Raw genomic sequence first — 25,273 nt, 5'->3', positions numbered from 1 at the left:
GCATCCGGGAGGATTCGAACCTCCGACCGCTCGGTTCGTAGCCGAGTACTCTATCCAGCTGAGCTACGGATGCATCGGGAAACTTACTTTACTGCAGATATTGATACCGCGGGAAAGCCGTATCAAGTAAGAGATGGTGCATCCGGGAGGATTCGAACCTCCGACCGCTCGGTTCGTAGCCGAGTACTCTATCCAGCTGAGCTACGGATGCAAATGGCGGTGAGGCGGGGATTCGAACCCCGGATGCAGCTTTTGACCGCATACTCCCTTAGCAGGGGAGCGCCTTCAGCCTCTCGGCCACCTCACCACACGCCTCTTACGAGTGCTTCGAAGAACTTGTTCTGCTCATCGTCGCTGCGTGGCGCACATATTACTTTCTGGGACTTATAAGTCAAACAATTTTTCCAGAGCTTTTATCGTTTGCACACTTCACGCTCAATTAGTCTGTAAAAAAGCCAAAAAGAGTGTTTTATCAACAGATAATTTGATGACACGCTGGCCGCCAAAAGCGCACCATATCAACAGTGAGGTTGAAAAAAGTCATGAAGGGACAACGCGGGCGAGCGAGAAGAGAGGCTGCGTCTCACCCGAAAAGTGAGACGCGAAAACCTTAGTAACTGGACTGCTGGGATTTTTCAGCCTGGATACGCTGGTAGATCTCTTCACGATGGACAGAAACTTCTTTCGGGGCGTTCACGCCAATACGCACCTGGTTGCCCTTCACCCCTAAAACTGTCACGGTGACCTCATCGCCAATCATGAGGGTCTCACCAACTCGACGAGTCAGAATCAGCATTCTTTGCTCCTTGAAAGATTAAAAGAGTCGGGTCTCTCTGTATCCCGGCATTATCCATCATATAACGCCAAAAAGTAAGCGATGACAAACACCTTAGGTGTAAGCAGTCATGGCATTACATTCTGTTAAACCTAAGTTTAGCCGATATACAAAACTTCAACCTGACTTTATCGTTGTCGATAGCGTTGACGTAAACGCCGCAGCATGGGCTGCGGCGCCAACGAACGCTTATAATTATTGCAATTTTGCGCTGACCCAGCCTTGTACACTGGCTAACGCTGCAGGCAGAGCTGCCGCATCCGTACCACCGGCTTGCGCCATGTCCGGACGACCGCCACCCTTACCGCCCACCTGCTGAGCGACCATACCAATCAATTCCCCTGCTTTAACCCGGTCGGTCACATCCTTCGACACGCCCGCAATCAGAGAAACCTTACCTTCAACAACCGTTGCCAGTACGATAACGGTAGACCCCAGTTGATTTTTCAGATCATCAACCATGGTTCGCAGCATTTTCGGCTCAATACCAGCAAGCTCGCTAACCAGGAGCTTCACGCCGTTGAGATCGACCGCTTTACTGGAAAGATTTGCACTCTCCTGCGCTGCGGCCTGGTCCTTCAACTGCTGCAACTCTTTTTCCAGCTGACGTGTACGTTCCAGCACGGCACGCACTTTGTCGCCCAGATTCTGGCTGTCGCCCTTCAGCAGATGCGCAATATCGTTTAAGCGATCGCTTTGCGCATGAACGGTGGCCATAGCGCCTTCACCGGTTACCGCCTCAATACGACGAATGCCCGCTGCGGTGCCGGACTCAGAGATAATACGGAATAGACCGATATCACCGGTACGACTGGCGTGAGTACCGCCGCACAGTTCAGTAGAGAAATCGCCCATGCTCAGAACGCGTACACGTTCGTCATATTTCTCGCCAAACAGCGCCATGGCCCCTTTCGCCTTCGCCGCGTCGAGATCCATGATGTTCGTTTCAATCGGCAGGTTGCGGCGAATTTGCGCATTCACCAAATCTTCAACCTCACGAATCTCCGACGGCTTCATCGCTTCATTGTGCGAGAAGTCGAAGCGCAGCACTTTATCGCTAACCAGCGAACCTTTCTGCGCAACGTGTGTCCCAAGCACCTGGCGCAACGCCGCGTGCATCAGGTGCGTGGCGGAGTGGTTCAGACGGATACGTGCGCGGCGCGCTTCATCTACGTCAGCCTGTACCGCATCGCCCACTTTCAGAGCGCCCGCAGACAATTTGCCGAGGTGACCAATCGCCTGACCATATTTTTGCGTGTCGTCCACAGCGAAAGTAAATCCAGCGCCTTTCAGCTCGCCTTTATCGCCAACCTGACCGCCTGATTCCGCATAGAATGGGGTCTGATCCAGCACGACAACAGCTTCCTGTCCCGCGTTAATCGCTTCAACCGCTTTACCATCGACAAACAGAGCAGTCACTTTGCCGTTCAGTTCCAGATGGTCATAACCTTTAAATTCAGAAGCGCTATCAACGCGGATCATCGCGTTGTAGTCCGCGCCAAAACCGCTAGCTTCGCGCGCGCGACGGCGTTGCTCTTCCATGGCGGCTTCAAAACCGGCTTCATCGACTTTGATGTTGCGCTCACGGCAGACGTCCGCCGTTAGATCGACCGGGAAACCATAAGTATCATACAGACGGAAAGCGGTTTCGCCGTCCAGGGTGTCGCCCTGCAATTTCGCCAGTTCTTCATCCAGCAGCGCCAGACCGCGCTCCAGCGTACGGGCGAACTGCTCTTCTTCCGTTTTCAGAACCTGTTCGACCTGCGCCTGCTGACGTTTCAACTCTTCGCCTGCGGAGCCCATTACCTCAATCAGCGGCCCAACCAGCTTGTAGAAGAAGGTCTCTTTCGCGCCCAGCATGTTGCCGTGACGAACCGCGCGACGAATAATGCGACGCAGCACATAGCCACGGTTTTCATTCGACGGCAGCACGCCATCGGCAACCAGGAATGCGCAAGAACGGATGTGGTCGGCGATAACGCGCAGCGATTTATTACCCAAATCGGTGGCGCCGGTGACTTTCGCTACCGCTTCAATCAACGTGCGGAACAGGTCGATGTCATAGTTAGAGTTAACGTGTTGCAGTACCGCGGCAATACGCTCCAGCCCCATACCGGTATCTACAGACGGTTTCGGCAATGGTTCCATCGTCCCGTCAGCCTGACGGTTGAACTGCATAAAGACGATGTTCCAGATTTCAATATAGCGATCGCCGTCTTCTTCCGGGCTTCCCGGAGGGCCGCCCCAGATGTGGTCGCCATGATCGTAGAAGATTTCGGTGCACGGACCGCAGGGACCGGTGTCGCCCATCTGCCAGAAGTTATCCGATGCGTATGGCGCGCCTTTATTGTCACCGATACGGATGATACGCTCGCGCGGGATGCCGACTTCTTTTTCCCAGATCTCATAGGCTTCGTCGTCGGTTTCATAGACGGTGACCCATAAGCGCTCTTTTGGCAGAGCAAACCAGTTTTCGCCGGTCAGTAATTCCCATGCGAACTGAATGGCGTCGTGTTTGAAGTAATCGCCGAAGCTGAAGTTGCCCAGCATTTCGAAGAAAGTATGGTGACGTGCAGTGTATCCGACGTTTTCCAGATCGTTGTGTTTACCCCCCGCGCGTACGCAACGCTGGGAAGTGGTTGCACGGGAATAATTACGTTTATCGAGCCCAAGGAAAACATCCTTGAACTGGTTCATCCCGGCATTGGTAAACAACAGAGTGGGGTCATTGTTAGGCACCAGGGAACTGCTGGCAACTACCTGATGCCCTTTACTATGGAAAAAGTCGAGAAACGCCTGACGGATCTCAGCGGTGCTCTTGCTCATAATTATCCTGAAATCAAGCTACACTTCATCCTTCAGGCCGCCTCTGCGTTGGCTGCGAGTTTCCCGGTCACGCGTTCCCGAGGCTCACTTGCCGCTTTGATGCGGCTTGAATGATTTTGTGTATTTAAGGAATATTCGTCGCAGACGCTGTTCGCCGTTAAGCAACCCGCGTCCAGACGGAAAAAGTGGGAATAAGATAAGTTTTCTTTACCGGGAAGTAAAATCCCGTATGCGCTCAATCTGCAAAATTTCGCCATATTTGCTGGATATCGTCCATCAGATACCCGCGATAGAGCAAAAAGCGCTGTACCTTAACCTTTTCTGAAAAGTTTGAAGGGAGCGGCTCGCCATATTTGCGAACGGCCTGTTCACGTGCCATTTCACTCCAGTCAATTTCACATTCTCGCATCGCTTTTTCAGTCGATTCACGGGAAATGCCTTTCTGATTCAACTCCTGGCGAATACGCGCCGGGCCATAGCCTTTGCGGCTACGACTGGCGATAAAGCGCATCACAAAGCGCTCGTCATCAAGATAGTGATGTTCGTGGCACCAGGCGATCACGCGTTCATAATCGTCTGCCGTCGCATCAATCTCTTCCGGCCCATTTTTGCCCATCACCGGCGCGGAGAGTTTACGCCGTAATTCCTGCTCGCTGTGATCGCGGACAGCAAGAATACGTACCGCACGATCAAGGAGACGAGCATAAGCGGGACGGCGCGATGTGGGTTCACTCATAAAAAACCTTAACAGGGGTAAATGCCAAAAGGGCCGCATAAATGCAGCCCTTGATGGTAATTTAACGTTTTGCTGAATGGCGGCTTCGTTTTGTCCGACCCACCATCACCTGATGATTAAAAATCTTCGTTGGTTTCTGCAACGCCTTCGCTATCGTCAACGGCGAAATCGGGCGTGGCATTCTGATTACTCAACAGTAATTCACGAACCCTTTTCTCGATCTCTTTCGCTGTCGCCGGGTTCTCTTTCAGCCAAGTAGTCGCGTTCGCTTTACCCTGGCCAATCTTCTCGCCGTTGTAGCTGTACCATGCGCCCGCTTTCTCGATCAGCTTCTCTTTCACGCCCAGGTCAACCAGTTCGCCATAGAAGTTGATGCCTTCGCCGTAGAGGATCTGGAACTCGGCCTGCTTAAACGGCGCGGCGATTTTGTTTTTCACCACTTTCACACGTGTTTCGCTACCCACGACATTATCGCCCTCTTTCACCGCGCCAATACGACGGATATCAAGACGAACAGAGGCGTAGAATTTCAGCGCGTTACCGCCGGTGGTGGTTTCCGGGTTACCGAACATCACGCCAATCTTCATACGGATCTGGTTGATGAAAATCAACAGCGTGTTGGACTGTTTTAGGTTCCCCGCCAGCTTACGCATCGCCTGGCTCATCATACGCGCCGCGAGGCCCATGTGAGAGTCGCCAATTTCGCCTTCGATTTCCGCTTTCGGCGTTAGCGCCGCTACGGAGTCGACCACAATGACGTCCACCGCGCCTGAACGCGCCAGCGCGTCACAGATTTCCAGCGCCTGCTCGCCGGTATCCGGCTGAGAACAAAGCAGGTTATCGATATCGACGCCCAGCTTGCGTGCGTAAACAGGGTCAAGCGCGTGTTCCGCATCGATAAACGCACAGGTTTTACCTTCACGCTGCGCAGCGGCAATCACCTGCAGCGTCAGGGTCGTTTTACCGGAAGATTCCGGCCCGTAAATTTCGACGATACGCCCCATCGGCAGACCGCCCGCACCGAGTGCGATGTCCAGTGAAAGCGAACCGGTGGAGATAGTTTCCACATCCATAGAACGGTCTTCACCCAGACGCATGATGGAGCCTTTACCAAATTGCTTTTCAATTTGGCCCAGTGCTGCCGCCAACGCTTTCTGTTTGTTTTCGTCGATAGCCATTATTACTCCTGTCATGCAACTTGGTATTGAACCGGATAGTGAATTCGTACTGTTGAAGCAATTATACTGTATGCTCATACAGTATCAAGTGTTTTGTAGAAATTGTTGCCACAGGGTTTGTAGCGCGTACGTCGTCGCCTGTCGACGCACCGATTCACGGTCGCCGCTGAAGCATTCCCGACGCGTAATCCCTTCTCCGCTGACGCTGGCGAAAGCAAACCACACCGTACCAACCGGCTTTTCTTCACTGCCGCCATCCGGCCCGGCAATCCCGCTAATAGCGACAGCAAAATCGGCGCGAGCGGCCTTCAGCGCCCCGATCGCCATTTCGACCACTACGGGTTCGCTGACCGCGCCATGCTGCGCCAGAGTCTCTTCACGCACGCCAATCATCTGCGCTTTGGCTTCATTACTATAGGTGACAAAGCCGCGTTCAAACCAGGCGGAACTTCCGGCGATGTCGGTAATGGCTTTCGCCAGCCAGCCGCCGGTACAGGACTCCGCTGTCGTTACGGTCGCCCCGCGCGCTTTTAACGCCAGCCCGACCTGTTCGCTAAGCCGCATCAGTTCACTGTCAGTCATCATGACCTCTGTCAGTTAGAAATCCTGCCGCACAAGATAACACTTTCTCACCAGAGATGGGGACGAGCTGTCGATTTTACGAGTCGGATTCCGAAAAAATGCCAGCAGGTTATTTATGCAGAATGAAAGAGGTAGCACATGACTAAATAGCAGTACCATGTCGCTAAATTTACACGTACGGAGAGAAAGCAAGGATGTCACTCAAAAAAACGGAAAGCGCACAGCACAAACTGAAACAATCCTGTCAACTACGGCTGTGGTTAATTGTGGGTGGAGTATGTTCATTAGGAATGGGAGTACTGAATATATTGTCGTCAGGCTATTTTGAACCGTATGACGGCGGTCAAATTATCTTAGGCCTAGGATGTCTGGGATATAGTCTGGCACTATCAAAGAAGATATCCCACTTGCAGGCAGAGAATCAGCCCAAAAAGCCATAATAATAGCGGAGGGGGTGCTCCCCTCCCTAAGCGTAAATTAGCGCACCCGCGCCAGCGCTACCGCCTGGCCCAGTTGCCAAACCGCCATCGCATAATGCGTGCTGTGGTTATATCGGGTAATGGTGTAGAAGTTCGGCAGGCCGTACCAGTACTGGTATCCCGTACCGATATCCAGACGCAGCAGGCTGGCTTCCTGATGATTGCCCAACGATTGCTGCGGCGTTAAGCCTGCGGCGGCAAGCTGAGAGAGGCTGTATTTTGTTTTGAAACCATTCGCCAACCCAGGCGCCTGACCACTCGCCGGCACCGCAACCATATCGCCTTTCACCCAACCATGCGCCTTGAAATAGTTCGCCACGCTGCCGATGGCATCTACCGGATCCCACAAGTTAATGTGCCCATCACCATTGAAATCGACCGCATATTCTTTATAGGAAGATGGCATAAACTGGCCGTAGCCCATCGCGCCGGCAAAGGAACCTTTCAGATTGAGCGGATCGTCTTGCTCATCGCGCGCCATGAGCAGGAAGGTTTCCAGCTCGCCGGAGAAATATTCCGCCCGGCGCGGATAGTTAAATGACAGCGTCGCCAGCGCGTCCAGAATCCGTGTTTTCCCCATGATACGTCCCCAGCGGGTTTCCACACCGATGATGCCCACAATGATTTCCGGCGGTACGCCGTATACCTGCCAGGCGCGGTTCAGCGCGTCTTCATACTGATTCCAGAACGCGACGCCGTTTTGCACGTTATCCGGCGTAATAAATTGTTTGCGGTAGCGCAGCCAGGCGCCATTTGGTCCGGCGGGCGGCTGAGTGGTCGGCGCTTGTCTGTCCATCAGACGCAGGACGTAATCCAGTCTTTTAGACTGCGAGAGGATCTCCTGCAGCTGCTGACGGTCGAAACCGTGTTTACTGACCATTTTATCAATGAACTGCTGCGCATTAGGGTTGTTGGCGAAGTCGCCGCCCATCTGCATGACGTTATGCTGCGGCTCAAGCAGGAAGCCGCCGGAAGGCGTGCCCGTCGTCGCTTGAGTCTCGGAAGATTTTGGCGTGCTGCTACAGGCAGCAAGCAATACGCAAAGTGGAAGTAACGCTACATAACGACGCTTGAACATGAGACATCCATTAAACAAATTCAGCCAGGGAGAAGTATGGTAAAGCATCCCCCGCCGCACAAGGAAGCGGCACAAGAGAATAAATCACCTTTCTCCTCTTTTCAGTTTGTATTCGCTCCCCCACCCCCGCAATCTTTCAACTTAAAATATTTTTCTTTTATTTTGCGATCACAATAACACTTTTGAATCTTTCAACATGATTACAATGAACAGGAAATTAGCAAGAAAACTAAAAACCCTACAGGAGAGAACAATGATCGAAACCATTACACATGGTGCGGAGTGGTTCATCGGGTTATTCCAGAAAGGCGGAGAGGTGTTTACCGGTATGGTGACAGGTATTCTTCCGCTACTGATAAGCCTGCTGGTTATCATGAATGCGCTCATCAATTTTATCGGCCAGCAGCGTATTGAGCGTTTTGCCCAACGTTGTGCCGGAAATCCGCTATCTCGTTACCTGCTTTTACCGTGTATCGGGACATTTGTTTTTTGTAATCCGATGACCCTGAGTTTGGGACGCTTTATGCCGGAGAAGTACAAGCCGAGCTATTACGCGGCGGCCTCCTATAGCTGTCACTCCATGAACGGTCTGTTTCCGCATATCAATCCCGGCGAACTGTTTGTTTATCTGGGTATCGCCAGCGGACTCACCACGTTAGGGCTTCCTCTCGGCCCGCTCGCGGTGAGCTATCTGCTGGTAGGTCTGGTGACGAACTTCTTCCGCGGTTGGGTCACCGATCTCACCACCGCTATTTTTGAGAAAAAAATGGGGATTCAACTTGAGCAGAAAGTTCATCTGACAGGAGCGGTATCATGACACGGGTTCGTATTGAGAAAGGCGCCGGCGGCTGGGGCGGCCCGCTTGAACTGGACGTTACGCCAGGCAAAAAGATCGTCTATATCACAGCCGGTACGCGCCCGGCGATCGTCGACAAACTGGCGCAACTAACAGGCTGGCAAGCGGTGGACGGCTTTAAAGAAGGCGAACCGCCGGAAGCGGAAATCGGCGCGGCCATTATCGACTGCGGCGGTACACTGCGCTGCGGTATCTATCCGAAACGCCGGATTCCAACCATTAATATTCACTCGACGGGTAAGTCCGGCCCACTGGCGCAGTATATTGTTGAGGATATTTATGTCTCCGGCGTAAAAGAAGAAAACATTACTCTTGTCGGCGAAACGCCTGCCAGCCCCCAGCCTGCCAAAACGACATTAGGACGTGACTACGACACCAGCAAAAAAATCACCGAGCAGAGCGACGGGCTGCTGGCAAAAGTCGGTATGGGAATGGGCTCCGCCGTGGCGGTACTGTTCCAGTCCGGTCGCGACACCATTGATACGGTCCTGAAAACAATCCTGCCGTTTATGGCGTTCGTTTCGGCGCTGATCGGCATCATTATGGCCTCAGGTCTTGGCGACTGGATCGCCCACGGCCTGGCGCCATTAGCCAGCCATCCACTGGGGCTGGTGACGCTGGCATTGATCTGCTCTTTCCCGCTGCTGTCGCCCTTTCTCGGCCCTGGCGCGGTTATCGCTCAGGTCATTGGCGTCCTGATCGGCGTTCAGATAGGCCTGGGCAATATCCCCCCGCATCTGGCGCTTCCCGCCCTGTTCGCGATTAACGCGCAGGCGGCCTGCGACTTTATCCCGGTCGGCCTGTCACTGGCGGAAGCGAAACAAGACACCGTTCGCGTCGGCGTACCTTCTGTGCTGGTCGGACGCTTCCTGACTGGCGCGCCCACGGTACTTATCGCCTGGTTTGTTTCCGGCTTTATCTATCAATAAGAGGTTCAGACATGAGCGTGATTTATCAAACCACCATCACCCGTATCGGCCAGAGCGCGAAGGAGGCGCTCGGCGAACAGATGCTGATTACGTTTCGGGAAGGCGCGCCGGCGGATATCGAAGAATTTTGCTTCATCCATTGTCATGGCGAACTGACCGGCGCGCTGCAGCCTGGCGCGCGGTGTGAATTGGGCCAACATTGCTATCCGGTCACGGCGGTCGGCAGCGTAGCCGAGCAAAACCTGCGTGAACTGGGGCATATCACTTTGCGCTTCGATGGTCTGCGTGAAGCGGAATTTCCCGGCACCGTACACGTTGCGGGGCCTGTACCGGACGATATCGCGCCGGGCTGTATTTTGACGTTTGTCGCTTAAGGAGAAAAAACATGAATCAAGTTGCCGTTGTCATTGGCGGAGGCCAGACCCTGGGGGCATTCCTTTGCCGTGGGCTTGCAGAAGAAGGATACCGCGTGGCGGTCGTTGATATTCAAAGCGATAAAGCCGCGAATGTCGCCCAGGAAATTAACGCCGATTTTGGCGAAGGTATGGCGTACGGTTTTGGCGCCGACGCCACCAGCGAGCAGAGCGTGCTGGCGCTGTCCCGCGGCGTAGACGAGATTTTCGGGCGCGTCGATCTGCTGGTTTACAGCGCGGGTATCGCCAAAGCGGCGTTTATCAGCGATTTCCAGTTGGGCGATTTTGACCGCTCGCTACAGGTGAATCTGGTGGGCTATTTCCTCTGCGCCCGTGAGTTTTCCCGCCTGATGATCCGCGACGGCATTCAGGGGCGCATTATTCAGATTAACTCTAAATCCGGCAAAGTGGGCAGTAAACACAACTCCGGCTACAGCGCGGCGAAATTCGGCGGCGTGGGGTTAACCCAGTCTCTGGCGCTGGATCTGGCGGAATACGGCATTACCGTACACTCGTTGATGCTCGGCAACCTGTTGAAATCGCCAATGTTCCAGTCACTGCTGCCGCAATACGCCACTAAACTGGGCATTAAGCCCGACGAGGTGGAACAGTATTACATTGATAAAGTACCGCTCAAACGCGGGTGTGATTATCAGGATGTGCTGAACATGCTGCTATTTTATGCCAGCCCGAAAGCGTCTTATTGCACCGGGCAGTCGATCAACGTAACCGGCGGTCAAGTGATGTTCTGACCGTGAATTGCCGGATGGCGCCGTAAGCCGGATAAGACGGTTACGCCGCCATCCGGCAAAACAACAGGAGCACATTATGGTTTCCACTCTGATTACCGTCGCCGTTATCGCCTGGTGTGCGCAACTGGCGCTGGGCGGCTGGCAGATTTCCCGCTTTAATCGGGCCTTCGATAAACTTAGCCAACAGGGGCGGGTCGGCGTCGGGCGCTCCGGCGGGCGTTTTAAGCCCCGGGTGGTGGTTGCCGTGGCGCTGGACGAACAGCAGCGGGTGACGGACACTTTATTGATGAAAGGCCTTACGGTATTCGCCAGACCGGTTAAAATTGCCGCAATGCAAGGAAAACATTTGCATGAATTACAGCCTGATGTGATCTTTCCCCATGATTCGCTCGCGCAGAATGCACTATCATTGGCGCTTAAACTGAAACATGGGTAATTTCGTTGTGAATGCGTATAGCTTGCGAAATTATCATTTTGCAACCAATACCCTAAATAATTCGAGTTGCAGGAAGGCGGCGACGCAGTGAATCCCAGGAGCGTACATCAGTACGTGACCGGGGTGAGCGAGGAAAGCCAACGCACATGCAGCGTGAAGTATGACGGGTAAATACATAAGTCAGGGTAATCACGCCTATGAAACCTCGTCAGCGTCAGGCCGCGATTCTGGAGCACCTGCAAAAACAGGGAAAATGCTCGGTTGAAGAACTGGCCCAGTACTTTGACACGACAGGCACCACTATCCGTAAAGATCTGGTCATTCTGGAAAATGCCGGAACCGTCATCCGCACCTATGGCGGCGTGGTGTTGAATAAAGAAGAGTCCGATCCGCCTATTGATCACAAAACGCTTATCAACACCCACAAAAAAGCGCTGATAGCCGCAGCCGCTGTGAAATATATCCATGATGGCGATTCCATTATTCTGGACGCCGGAAGTACCGTGTTACAGATGGTGCCGTTGCTTTCGCGTTTTAGCAACATCACGGTGATGACCAACAGCCTCCATATTGTTAACGCGCTATCGGAACTGGACAACGAACAAACTATCCTGATGCCCGGCGGCACCTTCCGTAAAAAATCGGCGTCGTTTCACGGTCAACTGGCGGAAAACGCCTTTGAGCAATTCAGCTTTGATAAACTTTTCATGGGAACTGACGGTATTGACCTGAATGTCGGTGTGACCACGTTCAATGAGGTTTACACCGTCAGTAACGCAATGTGCAATGCAGCACGCGAGGTGATTCTGATGGCGGACTCCTCAAAATTTGGTCGTAAAAGCCCCAATGTGGTGTGCAGTCTGGAAACCGTCGACAAACTGATCACGGACGCGGGGATCGATCCGGCATTTCGTCAGGCGCTGGAAGCAAAAGGGATTGAAGTAATCATAACCGGAGAAAGCAATGAGTGATGCACTACTAAACGCGGGCCGTCAGACCTTAATGCTGGAGCTACAGGAAGCCAGCCGTCTGCCGGAGCGTCTGGGCGATGATTTTGTCCGCGCCGCCAATATCATTATTCACTGTGAAGGCAAAGTGATCGTTTCCGGCATTGGTAAATCAGGTCATATTGGTAAAAAAATCGCCGCGACGCTTGCCAGTACCGGTACTCCCGCTTTTTTTGTTCATCCGGCGGAAGCACTGCATGGCGATCTGGGGATGATTGAAAGCCGCGACGTGATGTTATTTATCTCCTATTCCGGCGGCGCAAAAGAACTCGACCTCATCATCCCACGTCTGGAAGATAAATCCGTCGCGCTGCTGGCGATGACCGGTAAACCTCACTCTCCGCTGGGGCGAGCGGCAAAAGCCGTTCTGGATATTTCCGTCGAGCGTGAAGCCTGTCCGATGCATCTGGCGCCGACATCCAGTACCGTCAATACGCTGATGATGGGCGATGCGCTGGCGATGGCGGTCATGCAGGCGCGCGGTTTTAACGAAGAAGATTTCGCCCGTTCGCATCCGGCTGGCGCACTGGGCGCGCGTTTGCTCAATAATGTGCATCACCTGATGCGCCAGGGCGATGCAATACCGCAGGTAATGCTCGCCACCAGCGTGATGGATGCCATGCTGGAACTTAGCCGTACCGGGCTGGGGCTGGTGGCGGTTTGCGATGAGCAACATGTTGTGAAAGGCGTCTTTACCGACGGCGACCTGCGTCGCTGGCTGGTGGGCGGCGGCGCGCTCACCACGCCGGTAAGCGAAGCCATGACGCCCAACGGTATTACGCTCCAGGCGCAAAGCCGCGCCATTGACGCCAAAGAGCTCCTGATGAAACGCAAAATTACCGCCGCGCCGGTGGTCGATGAAAACGGCAAACTCACCGGCGCCATTAACCTGCAGGATTTCTACCAGGCGGGGATTATCTAATCCTTCAGTCCCAGACGCTTCGCCAGCCGATGCAGGTTGGCGACGTCGGTTTCCAGCGCCCGCGCACTGGCCGCCCAGTTGTGATTATTTTGCGCCAGCGCCTGGCGAATCATCTCTCGCTGGAAGTTCTCCGTCGATTCGCGCAAATTGCGGCAGGCCGGCAGCGCCAGAAAGCTTTCCGCAGACGGCGCGGGTAAAACGTCCTCTGACAAGGCAAAATGCTGCTCCTCCAGTACCACCTCATCCCCTGCCCGGGTCGCTCTCGCCAGTACAACCGCACGGTGAATGGCATGTTCCAGCTCCCGGACGTTGCCCGGCCAGCCATAGTTGAGCAAATGGCGGCGCGCGCCGGGACTCAGTACCACGCGGGACAGCCCCAGCCGCAGTCGGCACTGCTCGCAAAAATAGCCCGCCAGCAACACCACATCATCGCCGCGCTCGCGCAGCGGCGGCACAAAGAGCGGGAAAACGCTCAGGCGATGGAACAGGTCGGCGCGAAAACGCCCCGCCAGCACCTCTTCACGCAGGTCACGGTTGGTCGCCGCCAACACCCGCACATCCACGCGCAGGCTACGATCGTCGCCGACGCGCTGAATATCGCCATACTGCAACACGCGAAGTAGCTTGGCCTGTAGCGCCAGCGACAGTTCGCCAATCTCATCCAGAAACAGCGTGCCGTTATCCGCCATTTCAAACTTACCGCTACGATTACTGATAGCCCCGGTAAAAGCCCCTTTTACATGACCAAACAACTCGCTCTCCGCCACGCTTTCCGGCAGCGCGGCACAGTTGAGATAGACCAGCGGATTGACCGCTCTGGGGGAGCCCTGGTGAATGGCTTTCGCCACCAGCTCTTTACCAGTCCCCGTTTCACCGCCGATCAGCACGTTAAGATCGGAGCCCGCCACAATCTCGATCTCTTTTTTCAACTGCGTCATCGCCGGCGACAGGCCGATCATGTGCGTCTCTTTTATCGGTTCAAACACGCCTGACGACCCCGGCAGCATGTTCTGGCTTTCCAGTTGTTCAATTAACAGCGCATTGCTCAATGCCCCGGCGGCCAGCGCGGCGACAAGCCGCAGCTCTTCATCGCTAAATACCTCGAACTGCTCCGGCGTCATAGCATCAAGGGTCAGCGCACCGATGAGGTTCTGTCCGGCAAACAGCGGCAGACCAACACAGGCGTGGACTTTCAGGCTTTCCTGTCCGGGAATTAACCCGTCATACGGATCGGGTAAATCGCTATCAGCCGGAAAACGCACCACGTCCCCCGCGCGAGCGATGGCTTCCAGGCGCGGATGCCCTTCCAGGGTAAAACGTCTGCCGAGAACGTCCTGCGCCAGGCCATCAATCGCCAGTGGAATAAATTGTCGTGATTCATAACGCAACAGCGCCGAGGCGTCGCACGCCAGAACCTGACGCAGCGTAGTAATCAGCCGCTGAAAACGATCCTGATGCCCAATGCCGCGTTGTAACTCAATGGCGATGCCCGCCAATACCTCCACGGAAAAACTCATGGTTACCTCATTGTCATTTTGACAACCTATAGTGTCATATTGACAGCATCATTTATAGTCTTTTTGACTATATCAAAAATACAAACTTATTATAAATTCATATAAATCAATAAGATGTAAAATTGGCACACTACCTGCAATAAGCAAAACAACTTTTTGTAAACGTTGAATGAATTGAGGTGGTTATGTCTATTCTGGTTAAAAATAATATTCATTGGGTTGGCCAACGCGACTGGGAAGTACGTGATTTTCACGGCACTGAATACAAAACGCTGCGCGGCAGCAGCTATAACAGCTATCTCATTCGTGAAGAAAAGAATGTGCTGATCGATACCGTCGATCATAAGTTTAGCCGTGAGTTTGTGCAAAATCTGCGCAGTGAAATCGACCTCGCGGATATCGACTACATCATCATTAACCATGCCGAAGAAGACCATGCAGGCGCGCTGACCGAACTGATGGCGCAGATCCCGGACACGCCTATCTACTGTACCGCCAACGCCATTGACTCTATCAACGGCCATCACCATCACCCGGAATGGAATTTTAAGGTGGTGAAAACCGGCGATACGCTGGATATCGGCAACGGCAAGCAGTTGATCTTCGTGGAAACGCCGATGCTGCACTGGCCGGACAGCATGATGACCTATATGACCGGCGACGCGGTGTTATTCAGCAACGACGCCTTTGGTCAGCACTACTGCGACGAGCGCCTGTTCAATGATGAAGTGGACCAAACCGAACTGTTTGAACAATGCCAGCGCTACTACGCCAATATCCTGACGCCGTTCAGCCGTCTGGTAACGCCAAAAATTACCGAAATCCTCGGCTTCAACCTGCCGGTGGATATGATTGCCACCTCACACGGCGTGGTATGGCGCGACAACCCAACGCAAATCGTGGAACTGTATCTGAAATGGGCGGCAGATTATCAGGAAGATCGTATCACTATTTTCTACGATACCATGTCGAACAATACTCGCATGATGGCGGATGCCATCGCGCAGGGTATCAATGAAGTGGACCCGAACGTGGCGGTCAAAATCTTTAACGTCGCCCGCAGCGATAAAAATGAAATACTGACCAATGTCTTCCGTTCGAAAGGCGTGCTGGTCGGCACTTCTACCATGAACAACGTGATGATGCCGAAAATCGCTGGTCTGGTGGAAGAGATGACCGGCCTGCGCTTTCGCAACAAACGCGCCAGCGCCTTCGGTTCTCATGGCTGGAGCGGCGGCGCGGTGGATCGACTGTCCACGCGCTTACAGGATGCCGGTTTTGAAATGTCCCTGAGTCTGAAAGCGAAATGGCGTCCGGATCTGGATGCGCTGGAGTTGTGCCGTCAGCATGGTCGCGACATCGCGCGTCAGTGGGCGCTTGCTCCGCTGCCGGAAACCACACAGAAAACCGCGCCAGTCGAAGAAACCACAACCTGCGCCGCCGCAGACCTCGGCCCCAAAATGCAATGCAGCGTATGCCAGTGGATTTACGACCCTGCGCTGGGCGAGCCGTTGCAGGATGTCGCGCCGGGTACGCCGTGGAGCGAGGTGCCGGATAACTTCCTGTGCCCGGAATGTTCATTAGGTAAAGACGTGTTCGACGTACTGGCGACGGAGGCAAAATGAGTCGGGGGATCATCATTATTGGGTCGGGCTTCGCCGCCCGCCAGCTCGTCAAAAATATCCGTAAACAAGATGCGCATGTGCCGTTAACTCTGATTGCGGCGGACAGCATGGATGAGTACAACAAGCCCGATCTCAGCCACGTTATCAGCCAGTCGCAGCGCGCCGATGATCTCACCCGCCAGTTAGCGGGGGAATTTGCTGAACAGTTTAATCTGCGACTGTTCCCGCATACCTGGGTTGCTGACATTGATGCCGATGCCCATGTGGTGAAAAGTCAGGATAAGCAGTGGCAGTACGACAAGCTGGTACTGGCGACCGGGGCGACAGCCTTTGTGCCGCCGATTGCAGGACGTGAGTTAATGCTTACTTTGAATAGCCAGCAGGAGTACCGCGCCTGTGAGACACAACTGCGCGACGCGCAGCGAGTGCTGATTGTCGGCGGCGGTCTCATTGGCAGTGAATTAGCGATGGATTTCTGCCGCGCCGGGAAAACGGTAACGCTGATGGATAACGCCGCCAGCCTTCTCGCCTCACTGATGCCACCGGAAGTGAGCAGTCGCTTACAGCATCACCTGACCGATATGGGGGTGCATCTGCTGCTGAAATCGCAGTTGCAAAAACTGGAGAAAACCGAAGCCGGTATCCGCGCTACGCTGGTAAGCCAGCATAGTATTGAGGTCGATGCGGTGATTGCCGCCACCGGCTTACGCCCGGAAACCGCTCTGGCGCGCCGCGCCGGGGTAGTCGTCAACCGCGGCGTCTGCGTGGATAGCTATCTACAGACCAGTCACCCGGATATTTATGTGATCGGCGACTGCGCGGAGATCAACGGTCAGGTGCTGCCCTTCCTGCAACCAATCCAGTTAAGCGCGATGTACCTGGCGAAAAATCTGCTTGGCGGCAACGCGCCGCTGAAGCTACCGGCGATGCTGGTCAAAGTCAAAACGCCGGAACTGCCGCTGCATCTGGCGGGAGAAACTCAGCGCCGCGATTTGAGCTGGCAGATTACCGCAGAATCTGACGGTATGATTGCCAAAGGCATGAGCGGAGAAGGCCAACTACGCGCCTTTGTGGTAAGTGAAGACCGCATGAAAGAGGCCTTTGCACTGCTGAAAACGTTGTCGGTATAAGCCTGTGATGCCGGATAGCGCCGCTTCGCGTCTTATCCGGCCTACGAGTGAGCATCTGTTTACAGGCCGGATAAGGCGCAGCCGCCATCCGGCGCCCTACACTTCACTTAACGCTCGCGCTGCGGCAATCACGCCCTGTCCAAACGACAGCCCGCCGTCGCCCGCCGGTAACCGCTGCGGAAATAACAATTTAAAATCAGAAAGATAAAAGGCAAGACGCGCGCGAAGTAAGCGGTTGTGTATCACCCCGCCGCTGAAGACCAGAGTGGTTATCCCCCGCGCCGTAGCCTGCTGGCGCATTAGCGTGGCAAACCCGCACGCCAGCGCATCATGAAAAGCCCAGGCGCGTTGCGCGGGCGTGGCCTGCCAGTTCAACCATTGCCGCCAGAAAACAGCGACGTCCAGTTGAGCGCCGTTAAGCGGCATCGTTACCGGATGCTCAACGTTAGCGCATTGAGAGGCCAGCGCCTCCAGCGCGCAGGCGGCCTCGCCCTCATAGCTAAGCGATGCTGGCGCGCAGCGAAGCGCGGCAGCCACCGCGTCAAACAACCGCCCGCAGGAAGAGGCCAACGGGGAATTGACGCCGCGCTCAATGGCGCGCGCCAGGACACTCCAGTTTTGCTGTTGCAGCCCCGCTGTCTCCGGGTAATCCTGCCAGTCCGGCACAAAGCGCAGGCACTGCGCTAACAGATTACGCCACGGCTGTTTGGCAGCCAGATCGCCTCCCGGCAGCGCCACGGCGGGTAAACCGCCTAAATGCTCGCATTCGCGATAATTGACCCGCAAACATTCTCCGCCCCATAGCGCGCCATTCTCACCCATGCCGATACCGTCTACCGTCAGGGCAATCACCTCTCCGCCGTCCAGCGGCCAACCATGCTCGGCCAGGCAAGCCGCCGCATGGGCATGATGGTGTAACACCGTCTCTGTCGGCAGACGCATCTCACTGGCCCACTGACTGGAAACATAGCCCGGATGCGCATCACAGACGATACGCTCTGGCGTAAAATCGTAGATTGACTGGATCAGACGCAATGCCTCGCGCCACTGCGCCTGGATACCGTCATCGCTGAGATCGCCTAAATGCTGGCTGACAACCGCCTGTTCGCCGCGTACCAGACAGAACGTGTTTTTCAGATCCGCGCCCAGACAAAGTATCGGCGGCACATCGCGAAATCCGGGCGGCAACGCAATCGCGTCCGGCACGTATCCCCGCGAACGACGCAGCATTTCGCCGCTGTCGCGCACGACAGAGTCGTCCATGCGCTGTACAATGTCGCGATTGTGCAACAGAAAACCATCGGCAATATCGTGTAAATCGTCCAGCGCCTGTTCGTTGGTGATGGCGGGCGGTCTGCCGCTCAGGTTGCCGGATGTCATCACCAGCGGGTAATTGAGCTCCTGCAACAAGAGGTGTTGCAATGGGTTGGCTGGCAGCATCACACCCACCTCCGTAAGTCCTGGCGCGATGCCCTCACTCAGCGAAGGTATATACTGCTTATCCACCAGCACAATCGGGGCCGCTGGCGTGGTCAGCAGCGAACGCGCCGCGGTCAGCAGCGTTTGCGCCGTGGGCAACATCACCGCCAATGGTTTCGCCGGACGATGTTTACGCGCCCGCAGCATCGCCACTGCGTTATCGTTGCGCGCGTCGCAGGCCAGATGAAAACCACCCAGCCCTTTAACGGCAATAATGCCTCCGGCGTTCAGTTGGGCGACCGCCGCCTGCAAAGCCGCCTCTTTTTCCGCTCGTTCATGTTGGCTCCGCCACTCAAGATGCGGCCCGCATGACGGACAGGCAACGGGCTGGGCATGAAAACGGCGATCGTACGGATCGCGGTATTCGCTGTCGCATTCCGGACACAAGGGAAACGCCGCCATCACCGTAAATGGCCGGTCATAGGGCATAGCACGAATAATGGTGAAGCGTGGTCCACAGTGGGTGCAATTGATGAAAGGATAACGGTAGCGCCGCTCGCCTGGGGTATTCATCTCGGCAAGACATGCCGGGCAGGTCGCCGCATCCGGCACGATTTGCGTGTTCATCGAACCGCCTGCGCTCTGACGAATAGCGAAATCCGTCGGCGCGCGCTCCCATACCAACGACGCGTGTTCAACGCTGTCAATGCGCGCCAGCGGCGGGCAATCCTGATAGAGCGCGGCAATAAATTGCGACGGTTCTTCCAGCAGCCGAACGACGACGCCGTCGCCGTCATTACACACGTCGCCGTGTAATCGCAACTGCTGCGCCAGCTGCCAGACAAAAGGACGAAAACCGACGCCCTGTACTTTGCCCCGAATGCGTAGCTGTACGCCGGAAGGTGTGTCTATCGCCATCTTATTTTCCCGCCATCATCGAACCCGGATGCCTGATGGCGCGACGCTTATCAGGCCTACAACCGCACGGACCGTAGACCGGATAAGGCATTGATGCCGCCATCCGGCAATGCTTTGTGGCGTATTCTACGCGCAATCGCAGAAATCAGAAAAGCAGCGATGCCGTTGAATCCAGCGCCGCACGACGGCGTTTTTCCGCGCTCAGCTGTTCAAGCTTATTGCGGTCAACGCAGATGAGGGCGTGCGTTGGGCAAGCGGCCATACAGGCCGGACCGGCTTCACGGTGGTGACACAGATCGCACTTGTTGGCTTCGGCTTTTTCGGCACGCACGTTCAGCCCCGCGCCGCTATTGCGAACCACCGGACGTACCACCACTTCCATGGCACCGTAAGGACATGCCACTACGCAAGTTTTACAGCCAATACAGCGCTCCTGCATCACATGAACAAAGCCTTTGTCACGGCTGATGGCGCCATTCGGGCAAACGTTGGCGCACGGCGCGTCTTCACACTGGCGACACAGCGTTGCCGTGGAAACATTCACGCCTTTGATGACATGGATACGAGGTAAAAAGGTTTCAGGGGTCAGCGATGCGCAATCCTGATTTTCCTGATGGGATACGACGCAAGCCACTTCACAGGTACGGCAACCAATGCACTTACTCGCGTCTGCAATGATGAAACGGTTCATCAAATTCTCCAGCAATAACAGATGATGTGCCGATATATACACGAATCGTGCCAATTTTTATTTCATTGTTATTTAAGAATATTATTTCTATTTTCGTGAGCATTTACGTGTCATCGTCACAAGTGTCGATGACACGTAATGTCGCCAGTGGTGGTCAAGATTTGCAGTGATAGCTAGCCAACTCTGCACCGCAACTGGCATCAATCCTGATTAACGCCTGGCAATACGTTACCGCGTATTAAACAGCGCTGCGTAAGGGAAAGATCGTCCGTTTGCGGATTCCTTCCGGCAATAGGTTTGATAATTAATTTACGGCCAGGATAGTGATTAAAACGGGTCAGCGCCGGATAACTCAACCGGCCAAACCAGCCGTGTACGCGCTGCCAGCGGGCGTCCTTCACCTGATATAAATTGGTTATCCAGTAGCCTGAGTCAAACTGCATATCCAACAGTTGCGTGCGCCCATTGCCCTGTAAATCAAGCAAATCATCGACGCCAGTATCGGTGGCGGTATAAAACCCCCACGGTTCAAAGACGCAGGGGCGGCCATTATTGAGAAAGGTGAAAATGATGTATTGCGCGCTCGGCGCCAGGCCCAACCCAGGATTGCCCAACCAGATAACCAGATCCTGAATGCCGTTACGATCGAGGTCAGCGCGATAAAATTGCGCATTACCCGCCAAATTAATCAGCCTTCCCACCGGGACAACCCACGAATTACCGGCTCTGTCTTTTCCGCTAATCCGCCATTCGTTATCTTTTTTCGGCTCCGGCAGTAGCGTCACGCCACTGACTCCGACCTGGCGAAAATGCCATGTCTGGTCGGGCGATACAGAATAAGGCAGGGTCAACAGAGGCTTTAGCGCACGCTTTTGCGCATATTCACCGTCGCTCATCGGCAGGTAACCGACAACACCGGTGGCCAGTGCGCGTGCGGCGAGGCAGAGAAATAGCAGTCCGCTCCATACGATAATCTTCACGTCCTTCTTACAACCTTTGCCGTGTAACACAAATTCTCCCTAAATATGTGCGCATTTTACGCCTCCGGCGCTTCCAGCGCGGCAAATCCGCCGTTTCCCAGCCAGCCTTCCAGGCGCTGATAGACGATGTTTACCGCGTCCTTAATCGGTTGAGTCATCGGATAATAAAACCCGACGATATCCGGCTGGATACCAACAAAAATCACCTCGCCGACATCCTCTTTCAGCTGATCGATAAGGTAGTTGAGCGGCATATTGTGGGTGGTCATCATAAACATTTCGGCGATATCATCCGGATCGATAATGCGGATCTCGCCCGGATTAAGTCCCATGTCGGTGGCGTCGACAATCAACAGACGCTGCGGGCGCAGTTCGCGAATCGCCACAATGTCGTTTTCCGGCGCGCTGCCGCCATCAATCACCACCCAATTCCCCTTCGGCTGCGCCGCGCACATTTCCGCCAGTAATGGGCCTGCGCCGTCGTCGCCCATCATGCTGTTGCCGACACAGAGTAAAACGTCAGTCACGAAGCCTCCTCACCATCAGGTAGATGGCGCTTTCCTGATGAATGTCATGCAGCATACTGAGCATCAGTTTGCTCCATTCTTGCTGCTGCGGGGTCTGCGCGGCGCGCGCCTCATCAAACGCGCGCGCCAGCATTTGCACATGGTTGAAATCGATGACGATCTCGCCATACTTCGGCACGCCTTCCATTTTACGCCGGGCATCGCTACCGGCTTCCAGGGTGGCGATCCACGCCAGATACTCATCCCATGGGCAGGTGAGCGCGGCCTCCAGACAATCGATGACCCCCAGGTGGTGACCAATCGCCAGGCTGTAATAGACAACCTGCTGCGCCTCGGCAGGCGTCGCATCGTTCTCATCAATAAACTTACGGCTCAGTTGACTGAACACCACCTTTTCGCTCATCGGATACGCGCCTCTTCAACAACATGATTGAGATGGGTGACAATTTCGGTTAAACGCGGATCGTTTTCCGCTTCCAGCCAACGCGCCACTTGCTGCTCGCCCTGCCCCAACTGTGTCAGGTAATCATCGGCGATCTGACGACCATAGCGATAACCCGCCAGCCGGCGCGCCGCGCGATCCACCTTCACGCGCAGCGGCTGCACCATATCCGGATGCAGGATCTCTGCGGGCTGATCGTCCAGCTCACCCGGCGCGCGGGCGTGGATTTTCTGCTCCAGCAGGCCAAGCGCCATCGCAAAGCCATACAGCGTCGCCGCAGGCGTTGGCGGGCAGCCTGGAATATACACATCCACCGGGACGATTTTGTCGGTACCGCCCCAGACGCAGTACAGATCGTGGAAGATGCCGCCGCTGTTGCCGCAGGCCCCATAAGAGATACAGATTTTCGGGTCCGGCGCCGACTGCCAGGCGCGCAGTGCCGGAGAACGCATGGCGCGGGTCACCGCGCCGGTAAACAGCAGAATATCGGCATGACGCGGCGACGGTACCACTTTGATACCGAAACGCTCGGCATCAAACAGCGGCGACAGCGTCGCAAAGATTTCGATTTCACAGCCGTTACAGCCGCCGCAGTCCACGCGGTAAACGTATGCCGAACGCTTAATATTTTTCAGTAGAGACGCTTTCATGCTGGCGATGGATTCATCCACCGTCATCGGTACCGGAATGCCGTTGGCGTCACGCGGGCCTAATAAATTACTCATTAGCTGACCTCTTTCATATGGCGAGTCAGTTCAATACGGTCGGACGGCACCAGGCATTTCTGACGCTTACAGTCCGGGCAGGTCTCAAAGCTTTCGCGGTGGTTTTCCGCGCGGCTGTCGCCGTTGTGCGCAAGCAGCGCAATGGCGTAGTCGATCTCTTTCTGTACCGCGAAAGGACGATTGCACACGCGGCAGTTGCACAGCGCGAAGCGGGACTGTTGCAGGAAGTCTTCTTTCTTCCACACTGCCAGTTCGTACTCTTGCGACAGTTTAATCGCCGCCGTCGGGCACACCTCTTCGCAGCGACCGCAGAAGATGCAGCGGCCAAGATTGAACTGCCACGCCAGCTCATTGGTTGCCAGTAAGGTTTCCACCGTCAGCGCGTTCGACGGGCAGGCATTAACGCAGGCGGCGCAGCCGATGCACTGCTGCGGATTATGTTCCGGCTTGCCGCGGAAGTTTTTATCAACCGCAATCGGCTCCAGCGGATAAGACGAGGTCGCCGTGCCGGTTTTGATAACTTTTTTGATAAAGGTAAACATGGCGATTCCTTATTTCAGCGGCGAGTTTTTACGCTCAATGCTGTAGCGCTCAAGTTCTTTGTACGGCACGACTTTGCTCTTCTTCTTACGCACATCGACCACGGTCATCCGGTCGGTACAGGAGTAGCAAGGGTCGAGGCTGCCGATAATCAGCGGCGCATCGGAGACGGTGTTGCCGCGCAGCATATAGCGCAGCGTCGGCCAGTTGGCGTAGGTCGCGGCACGACAGCGCCAGCGGTAAAGCTTTTGGTTGTCGCCGGTCATGCTCCAGTGGATATCATCGCCACGCGGCGCTTCGGCAAAGCCGAGCGCAAAACGGTGCGGAATATAGGTAAAGCCTTCCACCATCAGCGGGCCGCCCGGCAGATTATCCAGACCGAAATCGATCATATTCAGCGAGGTGTAAACTTCGTTGATACGGACTTTCAGACGAGAAATCACATCGCAGCCCTGCTCGCTGTGCACTTCCATCGGCAGCAGGCCATAGCCCACAAACGGGTGGTCGGCGCGGGTGTCGCGGGCGTGACCGCTGGCGCGCACCATCGGGCCGACATTACTGAAGTCACGGGCAATTTCCGGGTCCAGACGACCGATACCCACGGTACGCTGTTCCATATTCGGCGTGCTCAGCAGCATGTCAACCAGCTCCTGCACGTCACGACGCATCTGCTGCGCCAGTTGACGGGTCTGGATCATGTCCTCTTTGAGCAGATCGCGGCGAATCCCGCCGATCAGGTTCAGTCCGTAAGTTTTGCGCGCGCCGGTAAGGATCTCTGCCATTTTCATGGAGGTTTCACGCACGCGGAAGAACTGCATAAAGCCGGAGTCAAAGCCGGTAAAGTGGCAGGCGAGGCCTAGGTTCAGCAGGTGCGAGTGCAGACGCTCCACTTCCAGCAGAATGGCGCGGATCATCTGCGCACGCTCCGGCACCTGAATGCCCATCGCGTTTTCCACGGAAGTGGTGTAGGCAGTGCTGTGCGCGAAGCCGCAGATACCACACACGCGATCCGACAGGAAGGTGACTTCGTTATAACCCATGCGGGTTTCCGCCAGTTTTTCCATACCACGGTGGACGTAGAACAGGCGGTAGTCGGCGTCGATAATGTTTTCGCCATCGACGAACAGACGGAAGTGGCCCGGTTCATCGGAGGTGACATGCAGCGGGCCAATCGGCACCACGTTATTTTTCTTGTCACCCAGCTCGTTAATGAACTCGTAGGTTTCCGCATCGGTGGTCGGCGCCGGGCGCTGACGATAATCCATGCTGTCTTTACGCAGCGGATAGAGTTCATCCGGCCAGTCGTCCGGCAGCACCAGACGGCGCTCGTCCGGCAGACCGACCGGGATTAAACCGTACATGTCGCGTACTTCGCGCTCACCCCACACGGCAGCCGGCACGCGCGGCGTAACGGATGGGAATTCCAGCTTATTGGCATCTACTTCAACGCGAACGGTAATCCAGCACTTCGTGCCCTGCTCCATCGACAGCACGTAATAAACGGCATAGTGGCCGCACAACTGGCGTTCGTCATTACCGAACAGCACCGACAACCACCCACCCTGCTGGTAGTAAAGAAACTCCACCACTTCCGGCAGATAGTTCACTTTTACCGTAATAGTCAGCTGATCTTTGGTCTGCCAGGCTTCGTCCAGCACGACGCCCGGAAACGCTTGGTGCAGCGCCGCAAGGTATTGTTGACCTAATTTTTCTTCAGACATGCTCAAACT

The 25,273-nt window shown here is 55.1% G+C and carries 24 protein-coding genes, 3 tRNA genes and 1 pseudogene; 10 read left to right on the top strand and 18 right to left on the bottom strand.

Features of this window, described 5'->3' with window-relative positions:
- The 9 genes from ACLJNW_RS10430 to mltB form a co-directional block, all read right to left on the bottom strand.
- Positions 1–73 (bottom strand) — tRNA-Arg (locus ACLJNW_RS10430).
- A gap of 61 nt (positions 74–134) precedes the next feature.
- Positions 135–211, bottom strand: a tRNA-Arg gene (locus ACLJNW_RS10425).
- A 3-nt stretch (positions 212–214) separates the two neighbouring features.
- Positions 215–307 (bottom strand) — tRNA-Ser (locus ACLJNW_RS10420).
- Positions 308–610: 303 nt separating this feature from the next.
- Positions 611–796: a carbon storage regulator CsrA gene (gene csrA / locus ACLJNW_RS10415; RefSeq protein WP_000906486.1), complete on the bottom strand. Its 186-nt coding sequence runs from the start codon at positions 794–796 to the stop codon at positions 611–613.
- 234 nt (positions 797–1,030) lie between these two features.
- Entirely contained in the window at positions 1,031–3,661 is a 2,631-nt protein-coding gene (gene alaS, locus ACLJNW_RS10410) for an alanine--tRNA ligase (protein ID WP_000047224.1), read from the bottom strand.
- Between the two features lie 235 nt (positions 3,662–3,896).
- Positions 3,897–4,397 carry a recombination regulator RecX gene (gene recX, locus ACLJNW_RS10405; RefSeq protein WP_001294863.1) on the bottom strand — a complete coding sequence of 167 codons (501 nt, stop codon included), beginning with the start codon at positions 4,395–4,397 and terminating at the stop codon, positions 3,897–3,899.
- 116 nt (positions 4,398–4,513) lie between these two features.
- Complete coding sequence (gene recA / locus ACLJNW_RS10400) at positions 4,514–5,575, bottom strand: recombinase RecA (RefSeq protein ID WP_000963150.1); 1,062 nt, start codon at positions 5,573–5,575, stop codon at positions 4,514–4,516.
- 84 nt (positions 5,576–5,659) lie between these two features.
- Positions 5,660–6,157, bottom strand: coding sequence for a nicotinamide-nucleotide amidase (pncC, locus tag ACLJNW_RS10395; protein ID WP_000132239.1), 498 nt, complete (start codon positions 6,155–6,157; stop codon positions 5,660–5,662).
- 477 nt (positions 6,158–6,634) lie between these two features.
- On the bottom strand, positions 6,635–7,714 hold the full coding sequence (gene mltB / locus ACLJNW_RS10390; RefSeq protein ID WP_001582110.1) for a lytic murein transglycosylase B: 1,080 nt from the start codon (positions 7,712–7,714) through the stop codon (positions 6,635–6,637).
- Between the two features lie 253 nt (positions 7,715–7,967).
- On the opposite strand from mltB, the gene srlA reads away from it, so the two are divergent.
- The 7 genes from srlA (at position 7,968) to gutQ (ending at position 13,029) form a co-directional block, all read left to right on the top strand.
- Entirely contained in the window at positions 7,968–8,531 is a 564-nt protein-coding gene (gene srlA, locus ACLJNW_RS10385) for a PTS glucitol/sorbitol transporter subunit IIC (RefSeq protein ID WP_000573333.1), read from the top strand.
- The gene (locus ACLJNW_RS10380) at positions 8,528–9,499 is read left to right on the top strand and encodes a PTS glucitol/sorbitol transporter subunit IIB (RefSeq protein WP_000199039.1); all 972 of its coding nucleotides are present in this window, start codon (positions 8,528–8,530) and stop codon (positions 9,497–9,499) included. Before srlA ends, ACLJNW_RS10380 begins: the two co-directional genes overlap by 4 nt.
- A gap of 11 nt (positions 9,500–9,510) precedes the next feature.
- Complete coding sequence (gene srlB / locus ACLJNW_RS10375; protein WP_000111553.1) at positions 9,511–9,873, top strand: PTS glucitol/sorbitol transporter subunit IIA; 363 nt, start codon at positions 9,511–9,513, stop codon at positions 9,871–9,873.
- A gap of 11 nt (positions 9,874–9,884) precedes the next feature.
- On the top strand, positions 9,885–10,664 hold the full coding sequence (gene srlD, locus ACLJNW_RS10370) for a sorbitol-6-phosphate dehydrogenase (protein WP_001077372.1): 780 nt from the start codon (positions 9,885–9,887) through the stop codon (positions 10,662–10,664).
- 76 nt (positions 10,665–10,740) lie between these two features.
- Complete coding sequence (gene gutM, locus ACLJNW_RS10365) at positions 10,741–11,100, top strand: transcriptional regulator GutM (RefSeq protein WP_000255198.1); 360 nt, start codon at positions 10,741–10,743, stop codon at positions 11,098–11,100.
- 197 nt (positions 11,101–11,297) lie between these two features.
- Positions 11,298–12,071, top strand: coding sequence for a glucitol operon DNA-binding transcriptional repressor SrlR (gene srlR / locus ACLJNW_RS10360; RefSeq protein WP_000804536.1), 774 nt, complete (start codon positions 11,298–11,300; stop codon positions 12,069–12,071).
- On the top strand, positions 12,064–13,029 hold the full coding sequence (gutQ, locus tag ACLJNW_RS10355) for an arabinose-5-phosphate isomerase GutQ (RefSeq protein ID WP_001278206.1): 966 nt from the start codon (positions 12,064–12,066) through the stop codon (positions 13,027–13,029). Before srlR ends, gutQ begins: the two co-directional genes overlap by 8 nt.
- Here the strand turns inward: gutQ and norR are convergent.
- Positions 13,026–14,546: a nitric oxide reductase transcriptional regulator NorR gene (norR, locus tag ACLJNW_RS10350; RefSeq protein ID WP_000010816.1), complete on the bottom strand. Its 1,521-nt coding sequence runs from the start codon at positions 14,544–14,546 to the stop codon at positions 13,026–13,028. The two genes, gutQ and norR, sit on opposite strands and share 4 nt — an antisense overlap.
- A gap of 185 nt (positions 14,547–14,731) precedes the next feature.
- Here norR and norV point away from each other — a divergent pair, with 185 nt between their 5' ends.
- From norV to ACLJNW_RS10335, 3 genes and pseudogenes are all read left to right on the top strand, one after another.
- Positions 14,732–16,171 (top strand): anaerobic nitric oxide reductase flavorubredoxin, encoded by a 1,440-nt coding sequence (gene norV, locus ACLJNW_RS10345; protein WP_023203973.1) that lies wholly within the window; start codon positions 14,732–14,734, stop codon positions 16,169–16,171.
- On the top strand, positions 16,168–17,301 hold the full coding sequence (gene norW, locus ACLJNW_RS10340; protein WP_023203974.1) for an NADH:flavorubredoxin reductase NorW: 1,134 nt from the start codon (positions 16,168–16,170) through the stop codon (positions 17,299–17,301). The genes norV and norW overlap by 4 nt, the downstream gene beginning before the upstream one ends.
- Positions 17,302–17,311: 10 nt before the next feature.
- A pseudogene (locus ACLJNW_RS10335) lies at positions 17,312–17,394 on the top strand (hypothetical protein); the annotation flags it as partial.
- A 3-nt stretch (positions 17,395–17,397) separates the two neighbouring features.
- Here ACLJNW_RS10335 and hypF read toward each other — a convergent pair.
- The 8 genes from hypF to hycE form a co-directional block, all read right to left on the bottom strand.
- Positions 17,398–19,638 carry a carbamoyltransferase HypF gene (hypF, locus tag ACLJNW_RS10330; protein WP_023203975.1) on the bottom strand — a complete coding sequence of 747 codons (2,241 nt, stop codon included), beginning with the start codon at positions 19,636–19,638 and terminating at the stop codon, positions 17,398–17,400.
- A 145-nt stretch (positions 19,639–19,783) separates the two neighbouring features.
- Positions 19,784–20,329 (bottom strand): electron transport protein HydN, encoded by a 546-nt coding sequence (hydN, locus tag ACLJNW_RS10325; RefSeq protein ID WP_001078791.1) that lies wholly within the window; start codon positions 20,327–20,329, stop codon positions 19,784–19,786.
- Positions 20,330–20,529: 200 nt separating this feature from the next.
- Positions 20,530–21,339, bottom strand: coding sequence for a hypothetical protein (locus ACLJNW_RS10320; protein ID WP_000902281.1), 810 nt, complete (start codon positions 21,337–21,339; stop codon positions 20,530–20,532).
- Positions 21,340–21,365: 26 nt separating this feature from the next.
- Entirely contained in the window at positions 21,366–21,836 is a 471-nt protein-coding gene (hycI, locus tag ACLJNW_RS10315) for a hydrogenase maturation peptidase HycI (RefSeq protein ID WP_023203976.1), read from the bottom strand.
- Positions 21,829–22,239, bottom strand: a complete 411-nt coding sequence (locus ACLJNW_RS10310) for a formate hydrogenlyase maturation HycH family protein (protein ID WP_001291915.1) — start codon at positions 22,237–22,239, stop codon at positions 21,829–21,831. The genes hycI and ACLJNW_RS10310 overlap by 8 nt, the downstream gene beginning before the upstream one ends.
- Entirely contained in the window at positions 22,236–23,003 is a 768-nt protein-coding gene (gene hycG / locus ACLJNW_RS10305) for a formate hydrogenlyase subunit HycG (protein ID WP_000067419.1), read from the bottom strand. The genes ACLJNW_RS10310 and hycG overlap by 4 nt, the downstream gene beginning before the upstream one ends.
- Entirely contained in the window at positions 23,003–23,545 is a 543-nt protein-coding gene (gene hycF, locus ACLJNW_RS10300; protein WP_000493773.1) for a formate hydrogenlyase subunit HycF, read from the bottom strand. Before hycF ends, hycG begins: the two co-directional genes overlap by 1 nt.
- A 9-nt stretch (positions 23,546–23,554) precedes the next feature.
- A complete protein-coding gene (gene hycE, locus ACLJNW_RS10295) occupies positions 23,555–25,264 on the bottom strand; it encodes a formate hydrogenlyase subunit HycE (RefSeq protein WP_001288155.1) in 1,710 nt (569 codons plus the stop codon).
- Between the last annotated feature and the right edge of the window lie 9 nt (positions 25,265–25,273).

This window comes from Salmonella sp. SAL4457, from assembly GCF_046548235.1.
Taxonomy (GTDB): Bacteria; Pseudomonadota; Gammaproteobacteria; order Enterobacterales; family Enterobacteriaceae; genus Salmonella; species Salmonella enterica.
The sequence above is the reverse complement of the archived record's forward strand: the minus strand, read 5'-3'. Positions and strand labels throughout refer to the sequence as shown.